23 protein-coding genes are annotated in these 23605 nt (G+C 46.2%); 19 read left to right on the top strand and 4 right to left on the bottom strand.

Annotated features, from left to right (window positions below):
* Positions 1 to 13 precede the first annotated feature (13 nt).
* A complete protein-coding gene (locus C2747_RS07105) occupies positions 14 to 832 on the top strand; it encodes a TrmH family RNA methyltransferase (RefSeq protein ID WP_251374727.1) in 819 nt (272 codons plus the stop codon).
* Positions 833 to 962: 130 nt separating this feature from the next.
* Complete coding sequence (locus tag C2747_RS07100) at positions 963 to 1583, top strand: lipid-binding SYLF domain-containing protein (RefSeq protein ID WP_215330906.1); 621 nt, start codon at positions 963 to 965, stop codon at positions 1581 to 1583.
* Positions 1584 to 1620: 37 nt separating this feature from the next.
* Here C2747_RS07100 and ppsR read toward each other — a convergent pair whose 3' ends face one another.
* Positions 1621 to 2448: a posphoenolpyruvate synthetase regulatory kinase/phosphorylase PpsR gene (gene ppsR, locus C2747_RS07095; protein WP_215330905.1), complete on the bottom strand. Its 828-nt coding sequence runs from the start codon at positions 2446 to 2448 to the stop codon at positions 1621 to 1623.
* A gap of 106 nt (positions 2449 to 2554) precedes the next feature.
* On the opposite strand from ppsR, the gene ppsA reads away from it, so the two are divergent.
* Positions 2555 to 4957: a phosphoenolpyruvate synthase gene (ppsA, locus tag C2747_RS07090; RefSeq protein WP_215330904.1), complete on the top strand. Its 2403-nt coding sequence runs from the start codon at positions 2555 to 2557 to the stop codon at positions 4955 to 4957.
* A gap of 113 nt (positions 4958 to 5070) precedes the next feature.
* On the opposite strand, the gene smpB is transcribed toward ppsA, so the two are convergent.
* Positions 5071 to 5523: an SsrA-binding protein SmpB gene (gene smpB, locus C2747_RS07085; protein ID WP_046330447.1), complete on the bottom strand. Its 453-nt coding sequence runs from the start codon at positions 5521 to 5523 to the stop codon at positions 5071 to 5073.
* Between the two features lie 26 nt (positions 5524 to 5549).
* Between smpB and C2747_RS07080 the strand changes: the two genes are divergently transcribed.
* The 14 genes from C2747_RS07080 (at position 5550) to C2747_RS07015 (ending at position 17420) form a co-directional block, all read left to right on the top strand.
* Positions 5550 to 5981 carry a type II toxin-antitoxin system RatA family toxin gene (locus C2747_RS07080; protein ID WP_215330903.1) on the top strand — a complete coding sequence of 144 codons (432 nt, stop codon included), beginning with the start codon at positions 5550 to 5552 and terminating at the stop codon, positions 5979 to 5981.
* Complete coding sequence (locus C2747_RS07075) at positions 5974 to 6324, top strand: RnfH family protein (protein ID WP_215330902.1); 351 nt, start codon at positions 5974 to 5976, stop codon at positions 6322 to 6324. Before C2747_RS07080 ends, C2747_RS07075 begins: the two co-directional genes overlap by 8 nt.
* Before the next feature lie 26 nt (positions 6325 to 6350).
* Positions 6351 to 7817 (top strand): IMP dehydrogenase, encoded by a 1467-nt coding sequence (guaB, locus tag C2747_RS07070; RefSeq protein ID WP_215330901.1) that lies wholly within the window; start codon positions 6351 to 6353, stop codon positions 7815 to 7817.
* Positions 7818 to 7853: 36 nt separating this feature from the next.
* The gene (gene guaA, locus C2747_RS07065) at positions 7854 to 9461 is read left to right on the top strand and encodes a glutamine-hydrolyzing GMP synthase (protein ID WP_215330900.1); all 1608 of its coding nucleotides are present in this window, start codon (positions 7854 to 7856) and stop codon (positions 9459 to 9461) included.
* 17 nt (positions 9462 to 9478) lie between these two features.
* Complete coding sequence (locus tag C2747_RS07060) at positions 9479 to 10315, top strand: ferritin-like domain-containing protein (RefSeq protein WP_349814574.1); 837 nt, start codon at positions 9479 to 9481, stop codon at positions 10313 to 10315.
* On the top strand, positions 10312 to 12207 hold the full coding sequence (locus C2747_RS07055) for a B12-binding domain-containing radical SAM protein (protein WP_215330899.1): 1896 nt from the start codon (positions 10312 to 10314) through the stop codon (positions 12205 to 12207). Before C2747_RS07060 ends, C2747_RS07055 begins: the two co-directional genes overlap by 4 nt.
* Positions 12208 to 12264: 57 nt before the next feature.
* A complete protein-coding gene (locus C2747_RS07050; RefSeq protein ID WP_215330898.1) occupies positions 12265 to 12963 on the top strand; it encodes a hypothetical protein in 699 nt (232 codons plus the stop codon).
* Positions 12964 to 12989: 26 nt separating this feature from the next.
* Positions 12990 to 13667 (top strand): hypothetical protein, encoded by a 678-nt coding sequence (locus tag C2747_RS07045; protein ID WP_251374726.1) that lies wholly within the window; start codon positions 12990 to 12992, stop codon positions 13665 to 13667.
* 28 nt (positions 13668 to 13695) lie between these two features.
* The gene (gene queE, locus C2747_RS07040) at positions 13696 to 14349 is read left to right on the top strand and encodes a 7-carboxy-7-deazaguanine synthase (protein WP_215330896.1); all 654 of its coding nucleotides are present in this window, start codon (positions 13696 to 13698) and stop codon (positions 14347 to 14349) included.
* Between the two features lie 41 nt (positions 14350 to 14390).
* The gene (gene queD, locus C2747_RS07035; RefSeq protein WP_215330895.1) at positions 14391 to 14855 is read left to right on the top strand and encodes a 6-carboxytetrahydropterin synthase QueD; all 465 of its coding nucleotides are present in this window, start codon (positions 14391 to 14393) and stop codon (positions 14853 to 14855) included.
* A gap of 8 nt (positions 14856 to 14863) precedes the next feature.
* Entirely contained in the window at positions 14864 to 15319 is a 456-nt protein-coding gene (tadA, locus tag C2747_RS07030) for a tRNA adenosine(34) deaminase TadA (protein ID WP_215330894.1), read from the top strand.
* Entirely contained in the window at positions 15316 to 16260 is a 945-nt protein-coding gene (locus tag C2747_RS07025) for an LD-carboxypeptidase (RefSeq protein ID WP_215330893.1), read from the top strand. Before tadA ends, C2747_RS07025 begins: the two co-directional genes overlap by 4 nt.
* Positions 16261 to 16333: 73 nt before the next feature.
* Positions 16334 to 16912: an SOUL family heme-binding protein gene (locus tag C2747_RS07020; protein WP_215330892.1), complete on the top strand. Its 579-nt coding sequence runs from the start codon at positions 16334 to 16336 to the stop codon at positions 16910 to 16912.
* A gap of 94 nt (positions 16913 to 17006) precedes the next feature.
* Positions 17007 to 17420, top strand: a complete 414-nt coding sequence (locus tag C2747_RS07015) for a BLUF domain-containing protein (RefSeq protein WP_215330891.1) — start codon at positions 17007 to 17009, stop codon at positions 17418 to 17420.
* Between the two features lie 251 nt (positions 17421 to 17671).
* Here C2747_RS07015 and C2747_RS07010 read toward each other — a convergent pair whose 3' ends face one another.
* The gene (locus C2747_RS07010; protein ID WP_215330890.1) at positions 17672 to 19441 is read right to left on the bottom strand and encodes an ABC transporter transmembrane domain-containing protein; all 1770 of its coding nucleotides are present in this window, start codon (positions 19439 to 19441) and stop codon (positions 17672 to 17674) included.
* Positions 19442 to 19672: 231 nt separating this feature from the next.
* On the opposite strand from C2747_RS07010, the gene bchI reads away from it, so the two are divergent.
* Together bchI and C2747_RS07000 are read left to right on the top strand one after the other, a co-directional pair.
* Positions 19673 to 20707, top strand: coding sequence for a magnesium chelatase ATPase subunit I (bchI, locus tag C2747_RS07005; protein WP_215330889.1), 1035 nt, complete (start codon positions 19673 to 19675; stop codon positions 20705 to 20707).
* Complete coding sequence (locus C2747_RS07000) at positions 20704 to 22518, top strand: magnesium chelatase subunit D (protein ID WP_215330888.1); 1815 nt, start codon at positions 20704 to 20706, stop codon at positions 22516 to 22518. Before bchI ends, C2747_RS07000 begins: the two co-directional genes overlap by 4 nt.
* Positions 22519 to 22617: 99 nt before the next feature.
* Here the strand turns inward: C2747_RS07000 and C2747_RS06995 are convergent, their stop codons facing one another.
* Positions 22618 to 23502 (bottom strand): alpha/beta fold hydrolase, encoded by an 885-nt coding sequence (locus tag C2747_RS06995; protein WP_215330887.1) that lies wholly within the window; start codon positions 23500 to 23502, stop codon positions 22618 to 22620.
* Positions 23503 to 23605: the final 103 nt, after the last annotated feature.

Here is a 23605-nt window from a genome sequence, read left to right as displayed (position 1 = left end):
CCCAATTATGAAAATGGAATTTATCAGCTCAAAAGACAATTCCTTGTTTAAGGAGATTCGTCAATTACAAGCTACTGGGCTCAAAGGACAAAAGGCCAGATTTGCTTGTGGGCAAGCTTTGTTAGAAGGTATCCATTTAGTACAAACCTGGGTAGGTAATCCAGCACTCAAGATATTGATTACTTCCGAGTTGGGTTTGCAAAATCCAGAGATTGCCCAGGCCGTTTACGACCATGCAGAGATTTGTCCAGAGACTCGCGTTTATCAATTAGATAAAGGCTTGTGGGATTTACTCAGTGATTTGGTTAATGCCCCACAAATTGCAGGCTTGCTGGACCTTCCTCAATCTGCATTAAATCCCCAAAAGTCAGTTGCCACAATCACTGGTGATGTGATTGTTTTGGATCGCATTCAGGATGCCGGAAATGTGGGAACTATTTTACGCACTGCAGCAGCAGCAGGTTTTACTCAAGTAATTGCACTATCTGGTTGCGCCCACCTCTGGTCAAGCAAAGTATTGCGCGCCGGCATGGGCGCCCATCGCTTGCTAGATCTTTATGAAGGCTGGTCATCTCAGCAAGTGCTCAGTGCAGTCGCTGCGCCTTTGCTCGCTGCTACTGCCGATGGCGAGCTCGATCTCTACAACATGCCCAAGGTACTAATGCATCCCGTTGCATGGGTCATGGGAAGTGAAGGTCAGGGCGTTTCTGATGATTTGATGGCTCAGGCAAAGGGCGTCTCCATTCCGATTGATCCCAGAGTTGAATCGCTGAATGTATCTACTGCAGCAGCAGTGTGTTTATTCGAAACCCTTCGGGTGAGGCGTGCCTAGCACTAGTCTGGTCTCGGTGGTCTGAAATTCATATTTAAGCCTGTATGCACCGATACTTGCTCTAGAGCAAATTTAGTTTTCACTGGCAAGGTTTTAGTTGGCCAGCAGTCCAATGGGATATATTTAGTCCATGAAAAAAATTATTGCGCTGCTCTTTACTTCTTTAGTCACCCTTTCTGGGTGTCAATCCACTGGCAAAGACGGTAAGCCTTTAACTCCCGCTGAGATTGTTCAAAAGCGAGCTGCTACGTTAAAGATGTCCACAACTGGGCTTGATGCACTCATTAAGCAAAATCCATCTGTTAAAAAGGAAATCGAAGAGGCGGCTGGATATGCCGTTTTCAGTACGACTAATGTCAATATCCTACTGATTGTGGTTGCTAGGGGAGAGGGTGTTCTTTATGACAAGCGCCGAAGCACCCCCATCTTCATGGAGGCACTAAAGACAGGTGAGGGTTTAGGTGCTGGGTACCAAGATCAATATCAGGTAGTTATTTTTAAATCCACCAAGGCTATTGACCAATTTTTACTGACTTCAATTGATGGTCAAAAAGGCGGGATAGATATTGATGCAAACTTCTCGGCTGGATCTGGTGGTGTAATACGCTCACTTAATCCTGACATCATTTTTTATACTGTTGGCCTTTCTGGCTATGACCTCCAGGCAAATTACGGCGGTACCCTGTACTTAGTTGATCAACAATTAAATGATGAAGCCACCATAAAAGGTCTGCCAACTAAAGCCAAATAACTCTGCAATCCTTGTAGCAGACATTAAAAATACTTTTTTAACCTAAGATTGTTTTATCCGACTTCATAGATTGCAAGACAGTAGTCGCAATCTCCTCAATGGATTTACTGGTGGTGGCCACCCAAGGAATGGATTCTTTTTTCATCATGGCGGTGGCCTCATTAATTTCGTAGCGGCAGTTTTCCAGTTTGGCGTAGTTGCTGCCAGGACGCCGCTCATTCCGAATCTCTGACAGACGTTCAGCATCAATCATTAAGCCAAAAATCTTACTGCGATACGGGATTAAATCTTTGGGTAACTGCCCACGTTCAAAATCTTCAGGAATAAGAGGATAGTTGGCTGCTTTCATCCCATACTGCATAGCAAGATAAAGACTGGTTGGTGTTTTGCCTACCCGCGATATGCCCACCAAAATGACATCAGCCTCAGCTAGATTTTTATTGGATTGACCATCATCATGGGCTAAAGAGTAGTTAATGGCCTCAATCCGGTTTTTGTAGGCCTCGGTATCTGCATTGTGGTGAAGGCGGTTCATGGCGTGGGTTGATTTAACCCCGAGAGCCTGCTCTAAAGGCGCCACAAAAGTCTGGAACATATCCAGAATCAGGCCATTTGCTTTGCCGACAATGGTGTTCAGTTCGGGATTCACCAAAGTGGTGAAAACAATCGGCTGGACTTCATATTTAGAGGCTGCCTGATTGATGCTGGAGACCGCGTCGTGGGCTTTTTCAGGGCTATCCACAAAAGGCACCCGAACATGCTTAAAAGTGGCCTCAAATTGAGCCAAAATCGATTGGCTGAAGTTCTCGGCAGTAATCCCCGTGCCATCAGAAACAATAAAAACAATACGAGTTTGGGTAGACATGAGATTGGCCTAGAGGTCTTGGTCAGCACTACAATATGCAATTATTGAAGTATGCCGTATTTTATCCGGCCGCTCGACCAGTTTCCTTATCCTTAGAGAGTATTTTATGTCCAACCAACAGCAACAAAGTAACGATGTAGCAAATGCCTATGTTCTGCCTTTTGAGCAACTCCGCATGACGGATGTTGAGTCAGTCGGCGGTAAAAACGCCTCACTTGGTGAAATGATTTCTCAGTTGTCTTCCACGGGTGTACGTGTGCCCACTGGATTTGCAACTACATCACTGGCGTTTCGTGATTTCTTAGAGCACAACAACTTGACTGAGCGCATTCAGAAGCGCTTGGAAAATCTCAATATTGATGATGTTCGTGCTTTGGCTGAGGCCGGAAAAGAAATTCGCGGCTGGATTGAGACTGCCCCATTTCAGGCGCGTCTTGATGAAGAGGTTCGTGCCGCATTTAAAACATTAGATGACTCTGGTAAAGGCTCGTTCGCCGTGCGCTCTTCTGCAACCGCAGAAGATCTACCTGATGCTTCTTTTGCCGGGCAACAAGAGACCTTTTTGAACGTTGAAGGTATTGATGATGTTCTGAAGAAGATTCGTGAAGTATTTGCTTCCTTGTATAACGACCGTGCGATTTCTTACCGCGTTCACAAGGGCTTTGCCCACGCTGAAGTGGCGCTATCTGCTGGTATCCAGCGCATGGTGCGCTCTGACCTGGGTGCCGCTGGTGTGATGTTTACCTTGGATACGGAGTCTGGCTTCGAAGACGTGGTCTTTATCACTTCCAGCTATGGCTTAGGCGAGACAGTAGTGCAGGGTGCAGTGAACCCAGATGAGTTCTACGTGTTCAAAACTACCTTGGCAAAAGATAAGAAGGCGATTATTCGTCGCTCTTTAGGTTCCAAGTTAATCCAGATGCAATTTGCCCCGGCAGGTTCTGCTGAGAAGGTCATGACTGTAGATGTAGCCCCAGAAAAGCGTAATCGTTTTTCATTGGAAGATGCTGACATTACCGAATTAGCAAAATACGCCGTCATTATTGAAAAGCACTACGGTCGTCCAATGGACATCGAGTGGGGTAAAGATGGTCAAGATGGCCGTATTTACATCTTGCAAGCTCGTCCTGAGACGGTGAAGAGCCAAGCTGCTGGTCAAGTGGAGATGCGCTACAAGTTAAAAGGTAGCTCCAAGGTATTAGCTAAAGGTCGTGCGATTGGTCAAAAGATTGGTGCAGGTCCGGTTCGTATTATTCGCGACCCAAGTGAGATGGATCGCGTACAACCAGGTGATGTATTAGTTGCTGATATGACTGATCCCAACTGGGAGCCGGTGATGAAGCGTGCTTCCGCGATCGTTACTAATCGTGGTGGTCGTACTTGTCACGCAGCGATTATTGCTCGCGAGTTAGGTGTTCCTGCGGTAGTAGGTTGTGGTGACGCTACTGAGCATTTGCAAGATGGCATGATGGTGACTGTCTCTTGCGCAGAAGGTGACGAAGGTCATATTTATGATGGCTTGATTGAAACTGAAGTAACTGAAGTTTCTCGTGGTGTATTGCCAGAGATTCCAGTCAAGATCACCATGAATATCGGTAATCCTCAGTTGGCCTTTGATTTCTGTCAAATCCCCAATGCTGGTGTCGGCTTAGCTCGTCTCGAGTTCATCATCAATAACTATATTGGTGTGCATCCACGCGCTGTCTTGGAGTATCCAAACATTGATCCTGATCTCAAGCGCGCAGTAGAGAGTGTTGCTCGTGGCTACGCAAGCCCACGTCAGTTTTATGAGGATAAATTGGTTGAAGGTGTAGCAACGATTGCTGCGGCTTTCTATCCAAAACCGGTGATCGTACGTTTGTCTGACTTCAAGTCAAATGAATATAAGAAACTCATTGGTGGTTCACGCTACGAGCCGGACGAAGAGAACCCAATGTTGGGCTTCCGTGGCGCATCCCGTTACGTATCAGCTGATTTTGGTGAAGCCTTTGCTTTGGAGTGCGCTGCAATGAAGCGCGTTCGTGAAGATATGGGTCTGGATAACGTCGAGATCATGGTGCCGTTTGTTCGTACCATCAAGCAAGCTGAGCGTGTTATCGACATGATGGCAAAGTTAGGTCTCAAGCGTGGTGAGAATGGCCTGCGCCTGATCATGATGTGCGAGATTCCTTCGAATGCAATCTTGGCGGATCAATTCCTTGAGCATTTCGATGGATTCTCAATCGGTTCAAACGATATGACTCAGTTAACCCTGGGCCTAGATCGTGACTCCGGCATGGAATTGTTAGCCATTGACTTTGATGAGCGCGATCCCGCAGTGGAGTTCATGATTGCTCGCTCTATTGAAGCTTGCCTTAAGCAAAACAAATACGTTGGTATTTGCGGTCAAGGCCCTTCAGATCATCCAGACTTTGCGCGTTGGTTGGTTGCTAAGGGCATTACTTCGATCTCCCTCAATCCAGACAGCGTAGTAGCTACCTGGGAAATGTTGGGCAAGAAGGAAGCTTAACCCCCTAACTGCTATTGACTAGCAAGATGAAAAAAATGCCTAGATGAAAATCTAGGCATTTTGCTTTGTGCTAAATATTATTATCTTGAATAGCTAGGCACTCACTTGGCCAATCAAGCGTTGAGGTCGCCCCGAGCAATACGACCCTTTTGAACTTCCCATTCGCGCTCTTTGGTAGCGGCACGTTTGTCATGTTGTTTCTTGCCGCGGGCTAGTCCGATCTCGCACTTCACATTCCCTTTGGAGAAATGCAGGTTCAAAGGGACGAGGGTATAGCCCTTTTGCTCTACTTTGCCAATCAGTTTTTTAATCTCAATCGCATTGAGAAGGAGTTTGCGGGTACGGGTGCTGTCGGGGACTATGTGAGTGGAGGCAGATAGCAGGGGGGTAATATGGCATCCGATCAGGAACAGCTCCGCCTGACGGATGACAACATACGCTTCTTTGACGTGCACGCGACCGGCGCGGATGGCTTTTACTTCCCAGCCTTCCAGAACCAGCCCTGCCTCGAACCGTTCCTCGATAAAATAATCGAAGAAGGCTTTTTTGTTATCGACGATACTCATATTTATTTAGCTTCTCAAGATCGATTATGGCAGACGTCAACAAGACCGTTTTAATTGGCCAGTCCGTAGACCGTATGTACGGTTTGGTAACTGATGTTGCGCGCTACCCAGAGTTCTTGCCCTGGTGCGGTGGCGTGGAAATTTTTGAGCAATCTGAGACTGTTTTGGATGCCAAAATCAATATCCACTTTAAGGGTATTAATCAGTATTTTCATACTCGAAACGCCAATCATCGCCCCGAAAGCATTGATATGGTCTTTGTGGATGGCCCATTCAAGCATTTTTCCGGGCAGTGGAACTTCATTCCCCTCAAAGAGGATGCCTGTAAGGTGGAATTTAAGCTCCACTGGGAGTTCAAGAGCGTCATCCTAGATAAGATCATTGGCCCAGTCTTTGGGCATATTGCAGGCACCTTTGTGGATTGCTTCGTCAAGCGAGCTGAAGACCTCTATGGCTAGTCAGTCCATGAAGATTTGGATTTGTGATGCCCGCCTGGGTGAGCCTGAGTTAAGCCCTTTTACGCTGCACTTATTGCCCTCCGAGGCAGCCACTGTAGGGCTTGCTCTCATTAAAGCGGGAATTGCCCAAGGCCCCGAAGACTCCAACTTAGCCAGAAAAGGCTGTTTTGGCGTCTTTGGCAAGCGTAAGGATTGGGACAGCCCTATTTACGAGGGTGATCGCTTGGAGCTCTATTCTGCGCTCCTGGTTGACCCCAAGGCCGTCCGCCGCAAGAAGGCCAATCAGAACCAAGATGCCAAATTCCAGGCTGCCGCAACTAAAAGAAAGGCGAGGAGGCTATAATCTTGTTTTGTGACTAGGGGTTTTGCATGCGACTCATTCAAAAAGCACTCACTTTTGATGATGTGCTCCTCGTACCGGCTTATTCTTCGGTACTCCCTCGAGATGCCAGCTTGGCAAGTAAGTTAACTCGAGAAATTTCACTCAATACACCGTTGGTATCCGCAGCGATGGATACCGTCACTGAAGGCCGCTTGGCAATTGCCATGGCTAGTGAGGGTGGTATTGGTATTGTTCATAAAAATCTCAAGCCTGCTGAACAGGCTAGGGAAGTGGCTAAGGTCAAACGTTACGAATCTGGCATTTTGCGCGATCCTATTACGGTAGATCCACATGCCACGCTGCGCCAAGTCATTCAACTTTCTCGTGAGCATGGTTTCTCCGGATTTCCAGTGCTCACTGGCAAAGAAGTGGTGGGCATTATTACCAACCGCGACTTGCGCTTTGAGGAAGACTTAGATGCGCTCGTGAAATCGAAGATGACTCCACGCGAGCGCTTGATTACAGTTAAAGAGGGTTGCTCGCTAGAAGAGGCGAAGCGCTTGATGAGTCAGCATCGCTTAGAGCGCGTACTGGTAGTCAACGATAAGTTTGAATTACGTGGTCTGATCACCGTTAAAGATATCTTGAAGGCGACCGAGCATCCAAATGCTTGTAAAGATAGCGAAGGTAAGTTGCGTGTTGGTGCTGCTGTTGGCGTTGGCCCTGATAACGATGAGCGTATTGAGCTCTTAGTTCGTGCAGGTGTCGATGTCATTGTGGTGGATACCGCACATGGTCATAGCCAAGGTGTCTTAGATCGCGTGAAGTGGGTTAAGAAAAACTATCCTCACGTACAAGTGATCGGTGGAAACATTGCCACAGGCGAAGCCGCTAAAGCATTGGCTGATCATGGCGCTGATGGTGTGAAAGTGGGTATTGGCCCTGGCTCTATTTGCACTACCCGGATTGTTGCGGGTGTAGGTGTGCCTCAGATTAGCGCCATTGTGAATGTAGCTGCCGCACTTAAAGGTACAGGTATTCCGTTAATTGCCGACGGTGGCGTGCGTTACTCCGGTGACGTTGCTAAAGCCCTGGCTGCTGGTGCAAGCTCGGTCATGATGGGCGGTATGTTCGCTGGTACTGAAGAAGCTCCTGGTGAAGTGTTCCTCTATCAAGGCCGTTCATATAAGAGTTATCGTGGCATGGGTTCTTTGGGCGCAATGGCAGATGGCTCTGCAGATCGTTACTTCCAAAGTGACATCAGTGCAGCGAATGCTGAGAAGTTGGTACCAGAGGGTATTGAAGGTCAAGTGCCTTACAAAGGTAGCGTCCTTGCCATCTTGCATCAACTGACTGGTGGTATTCGTTCTTCAATGGGCTATCTTGGATGCAAGACGATTGATGAACTTCATGAGAAAGCGAATTTTGTGGAAATCACTTCAGCGGGTGTGCGCGAGTCACACGTTCATGATGTGAAGATCACCAAGGAAGCGCCAAATTACCATATTGATTAAGAAGTAAAAGCAGGCTGAATTTAAGGTAATCCTTTCGTGCACGACAAAATACTGATTCTTGACTTTGGTTCACAAGTCACCCAATTGATTGCCCGGCGCGTGCGTGATGCGCGTGTCTATTCGGAAATCCATCCCTACGATTGTGATCCAGAATTCATTCGCAAGTTCATTCAAGAGCAGGGTGGCAAAGGCATCATTCTTTCTGGTGGACCCAGTTCTGTAACGCAAGAGGGCGGTCCTCGTGCACCGCAAATCGTCTTTGAACTCGGCGTTCCCGTTTTAGGTATTTGCTACGGCATGCAAACTATGGCAACCCAATTAGGTGGTGCCGTTGCTTCTGCCGAGTCCTTGGGTAAAGCCCGTGAGTTTGGTTACTCCGAAGTGCGTGCCCATGGCCATACCAATTTACTTAAAGGCATCCAAGACTTTTCTACCAGTGAAGGCCATGGCATTCTGAAGGTATGGATGAGTCATGGTGACTCTGTAACAACAATGCCACCAGCTTTTAAGCTCATGGCTTCAACAGAGTCCTGCCCTATCGCTGGTATGGCTGATGAACAGCGCCGTTTTTATGCATTCCAATTCCATCCTGAAGTAACGCATACATTACAAGGCGAGGCCATCTTGGGCCGCTTTGTGCATGAGATCTGTGGCTGCAAACCGGACTGGGTGATGGGTGACTACATCAGCGAAGCGGTTGCGCATATTCGCAAGCAAGTTGGCGATGAGGAAGTGATTCTCGGTTTATCTGGCGGTGTTGACTCTAGTGTCGCGGCTGCATTAATTCATCGTGCGATTGGTGAGCAACTCACTTGTGTGTTTGTTGATCATGGCCTACTTCGTTTAAACGAAGGCGACATGGTGATGGAGATGTTTGCCCGCAACCTCGGTGTTAAAGTAATTCGGGTTGATGCCAAAGAGAAGTTTATGTCTGAGCTTGCCGGTGTTGCAGATCCAGAAGCCAAGCGCAAAATTATCGGTAAAGAATTCGTAGAGATTTTCCAAACTGAGTCCGGGAAGATTGCCAATGCCAAGTGGCTTGCTCAAGGAACTATTTATCCAGACGTGATTGAGTCTGCCGGTAAAGGTAAGAAGGGCGCGCATACGATTAAGAGCCATCACAATGTGGGTGGCTTACCAGAAGACATGCATCTCAAGTTACTTGAGCCATTACGTGAATTGTTCAAAGACGAAGTGCGTGAACTTGGCGTTGCTTTAGGTTTGCCACGTGAGATGGTCTATCGCCATCCTTTCCCAGGGCCTGGTCTTGGTGTGCGTATCTTAGGTGAAGTCAAATCGGAATTTGCCGACTTACTACAACGTGCTGATGCTATCTTCATTGAGGAACTGCGTAATACGATTGATGAAGCTAGTCAAAAATCTTGGTATGACCTTACCAGCCAAGCCTTTGCTGTGTTCTTGCCAGTAAAGTCTGTGGGCGTGATGGGTGATGGTAGAACCTATGAATACGTTGTTGCTCTCAGAGCAGTGCAAACACAAGACTTTATGACTGCGCATTGGGCGCACTTGCCTCATGATTTGCTAGGCAAAGTATCGAACCGTATCATCAATGAAGTGCGCGGCATTAATCGCGTGGTCTACGATATCAGTGGAAAACCACCGGCCACCATTGAGTGGGAATAGGCAGCGTAAGTCTGCCTTTGCCCAAGCCCATGCTTGAGTTACGAGAAACTGCCCTCGCAATACTGGCAAATACCGATGTTCACTCTAAGGTTAGCCAGTTATTCAACTTGTTCGATGAGCATCAAGCGGGACGCGTTACTTTAAGTCTTTCTGCAAACTTCGATAGTGAGAGTATCGAACTTCCTGGTCGACCAGCCAAACCAGAGCTAGTGGCACCCAAGTTTGTTCCTAAGAGAAAAATGGATACGGTGCAAGGCAGGGCTATTCTTTGGCACTCCCTGGCGCATATTGAATTTAATGCCATGAATCTCGCCTTAGATGCAATTTGGCGTTTTCCAAATATGCCTCAAGCCTATTACGAGGACTGGCTAAAAGTCGCCAAGGAAGAGTCATACCATTTCAGCTTAATCAATGCCCATTTACAGTCCTTTGGATATAGCTATGGTGATTTCCCAGCCCACAATAGTCTGTGGGAGATGGTGGAAAGAACTTCAGATTCAGTGATTGCTCGCATGGCTTTAGTTCCTAGAACCATGGAGGCAAGAGGGCTAGATGCAGTTCCAGAGATTCGGGATCGATTCAAGCAAATACAAGATGAGCGCGCTGTAGAGATTCTTGAAATAATTCTTCATGATGAAATCGGCCATGTTCTAGTGGGCAATCGTTGGTTTAATTTCTTGTGCGCTAATGAGAACGTATCCCCGATTGCGACTTATCGAGAATTGGCCGAGAAATACCGTGCACCTACTTTGAGGGGGCCGTTTAATTTTGAGGCACGTGAGCAAGCTGGCTTTAGCTCTGAGGAATTAGAGTTGTTGGAATTGCTTAGTGAGAAGCGGACGCAAGCAGCATGAAGATCCTGAGTCTTATTCCGCCGATGACGCAGCTCAATACCCCGTATCCATCCACGGCTTATCTCACTGGCTTTTTGCGTTCACGTGGTTTTGAGGCCGTTCAAGAAGATTTGGCTCTAGCTTTAGTTCTTGGCTTCTTTACGCCGCAAGGTTTGCTGGAGATTCAAGATCAAGCCTTGAAACTTCCCGAAGAAAATCGTAGTGCCAGTGTCAATTTCTTTTTAGATTACTTTGCGGATTACCAAAGCACTATCGCCTTAGCAATTGCATTTTTACAGGGGCGCGATAGCACTCTGGCTCATCGCATCAACAGTCGAACTTTGTTGCCTGAAGGTCCACGATTTGAATCCTTAGATTCTTATGAAGAAGAGGAGGGTGGTGATTCTTTAGCATGGGCTTTTGGCGCATTGGGCTCTCAGGATCGAGCACGACATTTGGCTACCCTCTATCTCAATGACTTATCTGATGTCCTGCGTGATGCAGTGGATGAGCGTTTTGAGTTTGTTCGTTATGCAGAAGCCTTGGCAGGTAGTCAGCCTACCTTTACTCCCTTGGCGGATGCCTTGGCGGCAAGTCCTACATTAATGGATTTGCATTTACAGGAACTTACAAAGTCTTCCATCGAAAAGCATCAGCCCACTTTGGTGCTCTTGTCAGTGCCATTCCCCGGGGCAATGTATGCCGCACTACGAATTGCGCAAACCATCAAACAACATTACCCCAGCATCAAAATTGGTCTTGGTGGTGGCTACGTGAATACTGAGCTACGTGAACTCACCGACCCACGTCTATTTGACTTTGTCGATTACATCACCCTAGATTCTGGTGAGCGACCTTTACTTGCTCTCTTAGAGCATTTAAATGGCAAGCGCTCTGCGGAAAGATTGGTTCGTACCTTTATCCGAACTACTGGTAATGAAGTGCGTTACATCAACTGGCAAGAGCCTGATGTTCCTTTTGAAGAGGTGGGGACTGCCACATGGGATGGTCTGCCACTCAATTCCTACTTATCTTTGCTAGATATGCTCAACCCCATGCATCGCCTCTGGAGTGATGGGCGCTGGAATAAGCTCACGGTTGCGCATGGCTGCTATTGGAAAAAATGTAGCTTTTGCGATGTCAGCCTAGATTACATTTCTCGTTATGAAACCGCTTCAGCAAGTCTATTGGTTGATCGTATCGAAGCGATTGTTGCGGAGACTGGTCAGACGGGATTTCATTTTGTAGATGAGGCTGCGCCACCGAAGATCTTAAAAGCTCTTGCTGAAGAACTCATTCGGCGCAAGGTGGTGATTTCTTGGTGGGGCAATATTCGTTTTGAAAAGACTTTTACTCCAGAGCTATCTGAGTTGTTGGCGCAAAGTGGTTGTATTGCGATGTCTGGTGGCCTAGAAGTGGCCTCTGACAGACTTCTTGATCTCATGAAAAAAGGCGTCTCTGTAGAGCAAGTGGCGCAAGTGACAAAAGGCTTTTCAGATGCAGGTATTTTGGTGCATGCTTATCTGATGTATGGTTTCCCAACCCAAACCGTTCAAGAAACCGTCGACTCTCTTGAATATGTTCGTCAACTCTTTGAGAATGGCTGTATTCAGAGTGGCTTTTTCCATCGATTTACTTGCACAGTCCACTCCCCGGTAGGTCTTGATCCGGCGGCTTATGGCATCGAACTGGTGCCATTACCCCCGATTAGCTTTGCTAAGAATGATGTCGCCTTTATCGACCCCACGGGTATAGATCATGACCATCTTGGTCTTGGCCTCAAAAAAGCGATCTATAACTTTATGCACGGTGTAGGCTTTGAGGAAGAAACCCATCAGTGGTTTGATATGCCTGGTATTCCAAAAACCTCATTGGGGCGTAATAAAATAGCCAAAGCCCTGAGGCACGTATAAACTTTATTTGTTATTTATTTTGTTCACTTCACTCATTCAATCAACTTGGGTAGGAATATGAATTTATCTCGCCGCACTTTCATCGTATCAGCCGCTTTAGCCCCCGTAGCTTGTGGAAGCCTCTCCTATGAGCATGGCATTCCAGTTGCTCAGCCAAAGCCGCTGCCTGTGGTTCGTCCTCCGCAAGTCGGTCAAGAGTGGACCTATATTAAGAAAAACATTTTTGACGGTAAGACGCTAGATGTGATTACTGAGCGTGTCGCTAATATTGGATCAACGATTGTGATTGACCGAACCACGGCTGATGGCGCTCGCTTACCTAGCGAAATTCAAACCTCATGGGGAATGGTTGCTACCGATACGCAGTGGTCACGCTTGCTTAACTTCAGTCCATCTTTACCGCTTTGGCCCGAGCAACTATCCGCTACCTGGGCGAAGCAGTTCAATACTAAGTACAGCATTGCGGGCTATTCAGATTCGAGAATGAATTGGCAAGAATATATGACTGTTCAGGGCTGGGAAAAAATTACTGTTCCTGCTGGAGAGTTCGTGGCTTTGCGTTTTCAGACGCTGATTAATTATGAGAGCGAAGACCCTAATAAGGTTGATTGCATTCGCAAGGAAACGGTTTGGTTTGCACCGCAGCTTGGTCGCTGGGTTGCGCGTGAGATATCTGGTTCTTATCGAATTCAGGGTCAGGTTAGTGCGGCGATTTTAGAGGGTAGCTATCAGTGGCAGTTGAGCTCTTACAAATAAATACCGTACGGAGATTTTTCTTACTTTTGTCGCCGGCATTGCTGGTGGCTTGCATTGCCTCTCAGCCCTATCCAGTTTCAACACCTCTACCGCAGCCTATTAATCCCCCTAAGGTGCGGCCGCCACAAGTGGGTCAGCAGTGGGTCTACAACGTACGCAATGTGTTTAACCAAGAGCTAGTCGATATCGTTACGGAGAAGGTGGTTTCGGTTGGGTCCCAGATTCGGATTGAGCGCAGTGGACTAAAGGCAGGACCACTCCCAGATGAAATCCAAGAGCCTTGGGGCTACATTCTTCAGGATCCCCATTGGAGTCCTCCCCAAAAGTTTTTAAAGCCTATCCCCTTATGGCCCGAGCAACTGGTTCCAGGATGGTCTGGCTTCTATCGCAATCGTTATCAGGTACTTGGCTATCCCGATAATGATTACTACTGGGGTCTCAATATATCGGCAGCAGGGTGGGAGGGCGTCAGCGCTCCTGCAGGGCAGTTCCCGGCCCTGAAATATCAAAGTGAGGCGCCTTATTTCACGAGCAATGACTTCTCTCGAGTAGCCAACTATCGCCAAGAAGACGTCTGGTTTTCCCCGGAAATCGGTCGGTGGGTTATTCGGCGAGGCTATGGGCGCTATTTATGGGCTGGTATGTTTTGGAGAAACGCTCTCTGGGAGGATTACTTAGAGTGGGAGCTTGTGTCCTGGAAGTAAGCAAAGCGCTTAAAATCGAGACTTAGCTATGTATACCGTAAAAGAACTCTTTCCAACCCTCCAGGGTGAGGGCGCCCACGCTGGTCGTGCGGCTATATTTTGTCGTTTTTCTGGCTGCAATCTGTGGAGCGGTCGCGAAGAAGATCGCGCTACTGCAGTTTGCCAATTTTGCGATACCGACTTTGTTGGGACTAATGGTGCTGGTGGTGGAAAGTTTGAAACTGCCTCTCTATTGGCCGATACCATTGAACAGGTATGGATCAGTACCTCTGCTGGACCGCAACAACGCTACGTTGTCTTTACGGGTGGCGAGCCTTTACTGCAATTAGATACTGCATTAATCGAAGCTCTGCATGCCAAGGGCTTTGCGATCGCCATTGAGACGAACGGAACAATCAAGGTTCCCAAGGGAGTTGATTGGGTCTGCGTCAGCCCTAAAGCAGGGTCTGAACTCATTGTGTTGCAGGCTGATGAGATGAAGTTGGTAGTACCTCAGGCTGGACACACTTCTATCGAAACCTTATTGGCTCGGTTTGAAAAAATGGATTATCGCAATCGTTTCTTGCAGGCGATGGATGGCCCCAACCTCCAAGACAATCTCGCATTAGCAGTACGCCTCTGTCAGAAGCGTCCCTTGTGGCGTTTGAGTGTTCAGACCCATAAGATCATTGGCATTCGATAAAAGCCTGATCAAGTAATTTATAAGCACTAAGAAAAAATAAAATGAGCACAAAGCAAGAAGCTATTTCCATTACCCGTCGACTTGAGTTTGATGCAGGTCATCGCATTCCGAATCATGATGGGCAGTGTCGTCACCTACATGGCCATCGCTATGCAATTGAAGTCACACTCACCGGTGTGGTTGCAGATCATCCTGGCAAAGCGGATGATGGCATGGTCTTGGACTTTGGAGATATTAAGCGTCTTACTAATCAATATGTGGTGGAGCCTTGGGATCACGCATTTTTGGTGGCCAAAGAGGATGCTGGATTAGTGGATTATTTAAATTCCATCCCCAACCACAAGACGGTAGTGATGGAGCATGTGCCTACTGTTGAGAACTTAGCTAGCGCAGCCTTTGGAGTGCTAAAGCCTGTTTTTGAAAAGGCTTTTGATGGCCGCCTTAAGTTGGCATCTATTCGTCTTTATGAAACCCCCAATTGTTGGGCTGACGTTTCTCACTCATAAAAAGCAATATGCAAGCAGAGCTTGATCGTCAATTTATGCAGCAAGCTTTGGAACAAGCCAAGCTGGCTGCCGCGGCTGGTGAAGTGCCTGTAGGTGCTGTATTGGTTCGGGATGATCAAGTAATCTCAAGAGGCTTTAATCAGCCGATCGGCAATAGCGATCCTAGCGCCCATGCCGAGATGATGGCATTGCGCTCCGCGGCTCAAGATGAATCAAACTATCGTCTACCTGGTACAACTCTTTACGTCACACTAGAACCCTGCACCATGTGTGCCGGAGCGATGCTACATGCCAGAGTGGAGCGCGTGGTATTTGGTGCTGCGGATCCTAAAACTGGTGCCGCAGGAAGTGTGCTCAATGTATTCTCAGAAAAGCAGATTAACCACCAGACTCAGGTTGAAGGTGGCATCATGAGTGAAGAGTGTGGGCAAATACTGCGCAATTTTTTTAAGGAACGGCGTTGAAGTCAATTCATTTAATTGCTCCTTCCGGGGCGAGCTTAGATACAAGCAGCCCATTAGCTGGAATCGAATGGCTTCAGAAGCAAGGCATTGAAGTTCTTAATATCGCTTGTACAAAGCGTGCACATCAACGTTTTTCTGGCTCGGATGCCGAGCGTTTAGCTGAAATTAATCAACTCGCCACACTCTCTCCCAATAGCGTTGTTATCGCTATGCGCGGTGGCTACGGATTGCATCGCCTGCTCCCAAACATTGAGTGGAGTGCGATTAGTAATGCCATTAAGAGCGGTCTGCAGATTTGCGGGCACAGCGATTTCACCACCTTTCAGTTGGGTTTGTTAGCTAAAACTGGCGCAGTCACTTTGGCCGGACCCATGCTTAATTTTGATTTTGCGTGCCAAGGTGAACAAAGCGAGGGCATTACGCCTAATGATTTTATGTGGGCGCATTTTCAGAAGGCAATTGAAGAGCGTAAATTAGATTGCACTATTCAGACTGCGCAACCCTTTTTAAGAAAGCCTGCCTCAGGCAAGGCATCCGGAATGCTCTGGGGTGGGAACTTAACAGTACTAGCAGGCCTAGTTGGCACGCCTTACTTGCCACATCAGCAGCAAACTCAAGGTGGAATTTTGTTTCTAGAGGATGTGAATGAACATCCATATCGGATTGAGCGGATGTTGATGCAATTATTGGATGCAGGCATCTTAGCCAATCAAGGTGCCATTCTCTTGGGTGGATTTTCAGCCTATCGTCTTTATGACAATGATCGTGGCTATACGCTAGAAACAGCTATTGAAGCGATTAGCAAGCGTCTTCCTGAGAATATTCCCGTATTAACAGGATTGCCGTTCGGGCATCAAGCCGAAAAGCTCACTTTGCCGGTAGGTGCGCAAGCCCACATTCAATATGATGCATCGGGATTTACTATTCACTCAGCCTGGTAACTAATTGATTATGAAAATTCCCCTCTCCCGAATTTTAGTAGTCCTAACTAGCATATTGATTGCGAGTACTGTCATGGCAACCGAAGAACCTCAATTTACTGTTATTGAAAAATCAGAACCCTTTGAGCTTCGTACTTATGCTCCTCAGTTGGTTGCTGAGGTCAAAGTAGAGGGTGATTTAGATACAGCTTCTAGCCAAGGATTTCGTTTGATAGCGGCTTTCATTTTTGGGCAGAACCAAGTTAGTGAAAAAATTTCCATGACTGCTCCAGTTGCCATTGAAGCAGCGCGAAGCACCAAGATTGCGATGACCGTGCCGGTAGGTATTGAGGCAGGCAAGGATTCTGGGAAAGGTAGTAATCAATGGGTCTTCTCTTTCGTGATGCCCTCCGAGTACACCATGGCGACGCTACCAAAGCCATTAAATCCTTTGGTTACTATTCGGGAGTTACCTGCGCAAAGACGAGCTGCAATCACCTTTTCTGGTTTTTATAATGAAGCTAAAGTCCTTGAAAAAACCAAGGCATTAGAAGAGTGGATTAAAACTAAGCAATGGCAGGTAATCGGAAATCCTCAATTTGCACGCTATAACCCCCCTTGGTCTATACCGTTTATGCGTCGTAATGAAATCCTCATAACAGTGCGGGATTAATCGAAGATAGCAAGCGAAGGTACAAATCTTTCGGGCACTTACTTTAGGGTATATGCCTACAGAAACTATCATTATTCCTCCATAGTATGGGGGGATGTCAAAACTCATTGAATTAACCTATGTAAGTGAACCCGTTCAAGGGATGTCCTTTTTAGGTCTTATGCGGCTTCTCTATCACTCCTATTTGAGAAATCTCAGATTAGAAATTACTGGCGCACTCATCTTCGAAAACAATCAATTTGGTCAAGTGATTGAGGGACCAGAGGATGTGATTGATGCATTGTGGGAGAAAATTCAAAAAGATGATCGCCATAAAAACATTCTATTAATTGAAAAGAAAGCCATTAGTGCCAGAAACTTTGAAAAGTGGACTATGGTTTTTCAGGGCGACAAGGAATTGTTTAAAGGCTTGCCTGAGGTGAGCGCTGCCATCGAGGAAGTGAATTTTCCAGTTGGCCACCCCCTGTTAGCAGCCCTAAGGGGTGAAGGTAAGAAACTGATCAAGTGAGCATTTTAAAGAGGCATTATTGAGGCGCCATGCGCCGTTTAGCCAAATGTATTAATATGCATAAAATTGGTAGAAATTTGGACATACAAATGGAACAAAAACGCATAAGTTTGATACGTGACAAATCAAGAAATATTTACCTCACAGGTATCTTGATCTTCACAGGTATTTTTTCAACCATCGCTGCTTGCGTCTGGTTCGTATCTAAACTCAATTTCTGAGTTTGAAGAGGAGCCCCAAGGGGCTCGGTATTACATATCTGTAAATTGTAATTTTGCTAGTTGTGAGTAGAGCCCTGATTGGGCTATCAAACTTGCATGGTTGCCAGTCTCAATAATTCGACCATGCTCCATCACAATAATTCGATCTGCCTGCTTAACGGTAGAGAGCCTATGCGCAATCACAATGGTGGTTCTGCCCTTCATAGCAATTTCAAGAGCTTGTTGGACAAGCCTTTCTGATTCCGCATCCAGTGAGCTTGTTGCCTCATCTAAAAGTAGTAATGGAGGATTTTTCAGTAGCGCTCTTGCTATCGCAATACGCTGCTTCTGTCCACCAGATAATCTGACTCCCCGATCTCCTAAAAAGGATTCATAGCGCTCTGGAAGTCTAGAAATAAATTCATCTACAGCAGCCTGCTGAGCCGCCTCATACACTTCATCATCAGTTGCATTTTGTTTGCCATAACGAATATTCTCTAGGGCATTTTCAGAGAATATGCTGATGTCCTGCGGCACAACTCCAATTAATCTTCTCAAGTCTTCTAGCTTGAACTCCCTAATATCGACATGATCAAATTTGATGCAACCCGATTGGGGATCATAGAAACGTTGTATCAATTTAAAGAGGGTTGTTTTTCCAGACCCTGAAGGGCCCACTAGAGCAATTTTCTCGCCCGCCTCAATAGACAGATTGATGTCAGAAAGGACGAGGTTAGGGTTTGATGAATAAGCAAAGCTGAGATTTTCGATCTGAACATGAATGGCCTTATCTGCACTCTGAGTCCTGATATGTGGTGTTGATGGACTCACTACCTTAGATTGAGAGTTCAAAAGCTCTAGCAGTCGCTCACCCGCACCCATCGCTCTTTGGGCATCTCCAAGAACTTCAGATAGTGCCGCTATAGCACCAGCAACAATGACCGCATAAAGAAAAAACTGGGTGAGTTGACCGCCAGATATCTCTTGATTGCTTACTGCATAAGCACCAAGCCATAGCACTAAGATAATGCTGGTAAAACCTAAAAGGATGGCAACAAAAGTCAGCTTTCCCCGTGCAGCACTGCGAGTGATTGATGCTAAAAATGATTTTTCGACCGATTGATTGAAGACTTTGATTTCTTTTTCTTCGTTTGCAAAAGATTGAACCGTAAAGATTGCATTAATCTTTTCTCCAGCTATTGCGGACGTAAGGGCAATTTTGTCTTGAGAGTTTCTAGATAGTTGCCGAACTTTCTTCCCCATCAAGACGATGGGAACAACTGTAAGCAAGAGAGTTAATACAATCAGCAGGGAGAGTTGAATGCTGGTGATGAACATCATTGCCATGCCGCCGAGCAACAGAAATACATTCCTCACCGCCATTGAAATGCTAGTACCTAAAAGGATCTGAATGATGGTGGTGTCATTATTAATGCGAGAGAGGATCTCACCACTTTGCTGAGTCTCAAAAAACTCAGGGCTTTGAGAAATGATATGAGAGTAAACTTTTTTTCGGATATCGCAGGTGATCCTCTCCCCGAGCCACGATACGAGGTAATAGCGCAAAGAGCTGGCAAATGCCAACACAACTGCCGCCCCGAATAAATTAATAAAAGTACGGTTTATTTGAGATTGGCTTGCCTCACTAAAGCCCTGGTCAATGATGGTTCTAAAACACAGTGGAATTACTAGAGTTGCTGCTGCAGCGAGCACCAAGCTAATTCCTGCAAAGAAAAGCTGTCTTTTGTAGGGTTTTATGAATGGCAAAAGTGTTTTTAAAGCTTTTAGCTTCTTGCTTGCCGGTATTGCGTTTTCAGACATTGATGGTTTTTCTATGTGATGTGCTATGGTGAAGAGGCGCTTTTAGGTGCCGATATTGGGGCGGTTCAGCCCCCAGCTACTAGGCTTTAAATTGTAAAAATAGGTCAATCAGACTTGAATTTCAATTCTTTCAATAGGTTAAAATTGGGAATATTAAGGGCTATCACTTACATTTAGTTACATTATTCTAAGTAAAATTCAAAATACATATTAATCTGTCTTAGGATAGCGATGGCTCTTAATTTTCCGTTCACAGCAATAGTCTCACAAGCTGAAATGAAGCTTGCCATCATACTCTGTACGATCGATCCTTCCATTGGTGGAGTACTTATCTTTGGGGATCGCGGTACAGGAAAATCTACCACTATTCGCTCCTTGGCTTCCTTGTTGCCTGAGATGAAGTCGGTTGCAGCATGCCACTATCACTGTGATCCAGATTCCAGCAATCTTTGTACTGATTGCTTGGCTAAAAAAGCGAGTGGACAAAAGCTTTCATCACAGCTGATTTCTGTTCCTGTAGTTGACCTCCCCTTAGGAGCTACTGAAGATAGGGTGGTTGGTGCCTTAGATATTGAAAAAGCACTGACACAAGGAATCAAGTCATTTGAGCCGGGACTGCTGGCCAAAGCAAATCGCGGCTATCTTTATATTGATGAAGTCAATTTGCTCGAGGATCACTTGGTAGACCTCTTGATTGACGTTGCTGCTTCTGGAGAAAATATTATTGAGCGTGAGGGTTTGAGCATTCGGCATCCAGCACGCTTTGTTTTGATTGGAAGCGGCAACCCTGAAGAGGGTGAACTTCGCCCCCAAATGCTAGATCGCTTTGGACTCTCAATTGAAGTGCGAACCCCTACAGACTTTAAGGAGCGGGTGTCCATCATCAAAAAGCGCGATGAGTTTGAACGCAATCCCGAACAATTTATCGCTCAATGCCAAGAAGAAGAATTAGAGCTGAAGAAAAAAATCAGCAAATCTAAAAAAATGCTGGATAAAGTTGAGGTTGATGACAGCCTCCTTGAGCTGGCAACCAAGCTTTGCGCGCACTTAGGTACAGACGGCTTAAGGGGTGAGCTTACAGTATTAAGGGCGGTAAGAGCACTTGCTGCATATGAGGGTAAGAAAAAAGCCAATTTAGAGCACTTAAAGAAAATTGCCCCCATTGCTCTAGGTCATCGTCTTCGTCGCAATCCTCTAGATGACAGTAGTTCTAATGTGCGCATTGAACGCGCGATGCAAGAATTCTTTGCCGACACATCGAAGTGAATTCAGATCAAGTAGCGTGGTTTGATACAAATGTAGTTGCTGCGCTAGTAGCGATTAATCCTCGGGGACTTAAAGGTATCTGTCTCAGGGGTCAGTTTGGTCCTGTGAGGGATTCATGGCTCAGTTATTTCTCTGCTCTGTGTCCCCCAACAGCTCGTCTAATCAAGGCGCCTGCCAACCTTGTAGCAGAGCAGTTAATGGGCTCCTTAGACATTGAAGCTACGCTCAATCAAGGCTCCTTAGTCCTTAGTAAAGGGCTTTTAGAGAAGGCTCAAGGTAATTTCTTATTGTTATCGATGGCTGAGCGTATGGATACTCAGGTGCTCGCATTAATCTCACAAGCCCTAGATAGCGGCACTACGTATGGTACAGAATTTGGAGTAATCGCTCTAGATGAATCAGAGGCTGCAGGCGATAGTTTTAGTCCGAGAATGATGGATAGATTGGCTTTTGAAGTCTATCTTGATCAATTTTCTCTCGCTAATATGAAAGAGAATTTAGCGATTCATGCGGATGACATTCAGAGCGCTAAAAAACTATTATCCAGAGTAGTGTGTAGCGTGGATTTCATCGAGGTGCTGACTAAATCAGCCCTCAAAATTGGTATTGGTTCTTTTAGGGCTAACCAGTTCGCAGTGGAGACAGCTAGGACCTTGGCAGCATTGCGTGGTTTGCAAGAGGTGAGCCAAGATGAAGTGGTTGATGCGGCGCGCTTGGTATATACCTATTCCAAAATACTGCATGCACCACCAGAAGCAGAGCAGCCAAATCGGGATGATGGAGAAAACTCCAAGGATGAAGAGAGTGACGATCAAAACCCAGATCAGAACCCAGATCAGAATTCAGAAAGCAATCATCCTCAAGAAGATGGGGATCAGCAACCCAATCCCCAGCCACCATCTCAGGAAGAGCTTGAAGATATCGTGGTTGCAGCAGCTAAAGCATCCGTCCCTAAGGATTTCTTTGCTCGGTCTAAAAAAGGTGCTCGCTCAACTAATGCCGCATCGCATACTTCTGGAAAATCTGGCGAGTCTCAAAATAGCTTTATCAGTGGAAGGCCGATGAGTTCGCGCAAGGGGCAGCCAGGAGGTGGCCGGCGCTTAGATGTTTTGAAAAGTATTCGGGCTGCGATTCCTTGGCAGCGTTTGCGCGAGAGACATATCGGCTCACAGCAATACAGTTCCGGAAAAAATAAAATTGATTTTCGGTCTGAAGATTTACATATCAAGCAGTATCTAAAAAGACGGGGTACGGTCACCATTTTCTTGGTGGATGCATCAGGGTCTTCTGCGACACAGCGCCTAGCTGAGGCAAAGGGCGCTTTGGAGCAACTGCTGGCCCAGTGTTATATCCGCCGTGATGAAGTAGCCATGCTATCGATGAGGGGTTCTAAAGCTGAGCTCATTCTGCCGCCGACGCGATCACTTGTTAGGGCAAAAAGAAATCTAGCGACACTCCCAGGTGGGGGAGGAACCCCTCTGGCAGCAGGTTTTAGAGCTGCAAATGAAATGGCTATAGTGCTCAAGAGAAAAGGCTTGACGCCCATTATTGTCATCCTGAGTGATGGCAAGGCAAACGTGAATCTCAAGGGAGTAGGCGGTAGATCTGAGGCTCACAGTGATGCTCTGTTAGCGGCTAAAGAGCTGAGATTAAAAAATCACTGCGTTTTGTTTGTTGATACCTCACCTCAGCCCGAAGTATTAGCGCAAGAGCTTTCTCACATGATGGCTGCGCAATATTTGGCTTTACCCTACAGCGGTTCTGGCAAGATGATCTCGCATGCCGCCATACAGCTTGCTAGCGTTCAATAAGTTTTCTTTTGAGAAAGCTTGCTTAAGACTTTCTTGCCCTTAATGCAGGCATTCATAAAAAGCCCTAGACCAATTACAAGGCCTAGGCATAGTGTGATATTAGTTAGCGTGAACATGCTTCACCTCATCTTCTGTTAAGGCACTCATAATGAATTCAAGTGCTAGTTTTTCTGATTCTTCATGGAATAAATGACCCCCTTGGATCTCTACGATATGAGGATTAACAAAGTCTTTTTTAATCACCTCACAAAGTGGTTTCATTGGAATCCATCCATCGTTCTCCGTGACAATAAATGTCAACCGAGAAGTAATTTTCTTGCACTGACTTAGAAGGCTTGGTATGTCTGCTCCAGCCATAAAACTCATAGACCCATTGAGGTGATCAGCACTTTTGAAAAGGGTTTTATAGTGCGCTCTTTTTTCTGCCGGAAGAACTGATTTGGTCGAATCCAATAGGCTATCGATCATATTTGTCCTTGGCAGTAAGTCGGACAACACGGCCGTAAAAAATGATGAGGTCACAATCGGATTAAGAAATGGCGCTACGAACTTATTGTAAAAATTGGGCAAGCTAATGAGTGAGGGGTTTAGTCCAATAATCGTCTTAGGCTGTTTATTTTTTAGTGCGTAACTTAAGGCCAGTGTTGCTCCAGCAGAGTGGCCAACAATGCTATCGAAATAATCAATCTTTAAAGCCTTCCTCAGGTCGGTGAGCTTATCGGCCAATTGATCTAGGCTTAGCGTTTTATTGCCTAGGTTTTTTGTATAGCCGTGACCCGGTAGGTCGACTGCAATCACAGTGAAATGCTTTGATAGCTCCGTGAAGATTGACCCCCAAGTATGTGCTGATGACCCAGTACCGTGAAGTAAAAGCAGGTGACTGGGGGAGTTTCCTGCAATTTGGACGTGCCAAAACAAATCCCCGACCTGAACTTCCTGGCTAAAGGTGCTATTGGGCCAATCTTTTGGAACTCTTTTAATCATCCTCAGCAACTTACATTTAAAAATTAAGGGTTTACCCGAATAAATTGGTTTGACAGCTTTCCAAATAGTGTCTATATTTTTTTACATATTAAATCGTATTCTT

This window comes from Polynucleobacter corsicus (assembly GCF_018688255.1).
GTDB lineage: Bacteria > Pseudomonadota > Gammaproteobacteria > Burkholderiales > Burkholderiaceae > Polynucleobacter > Polynucleobacter corsicus.
This window is presented reverse-complemented; position numbering and strand designations above follow the sequence as displayed.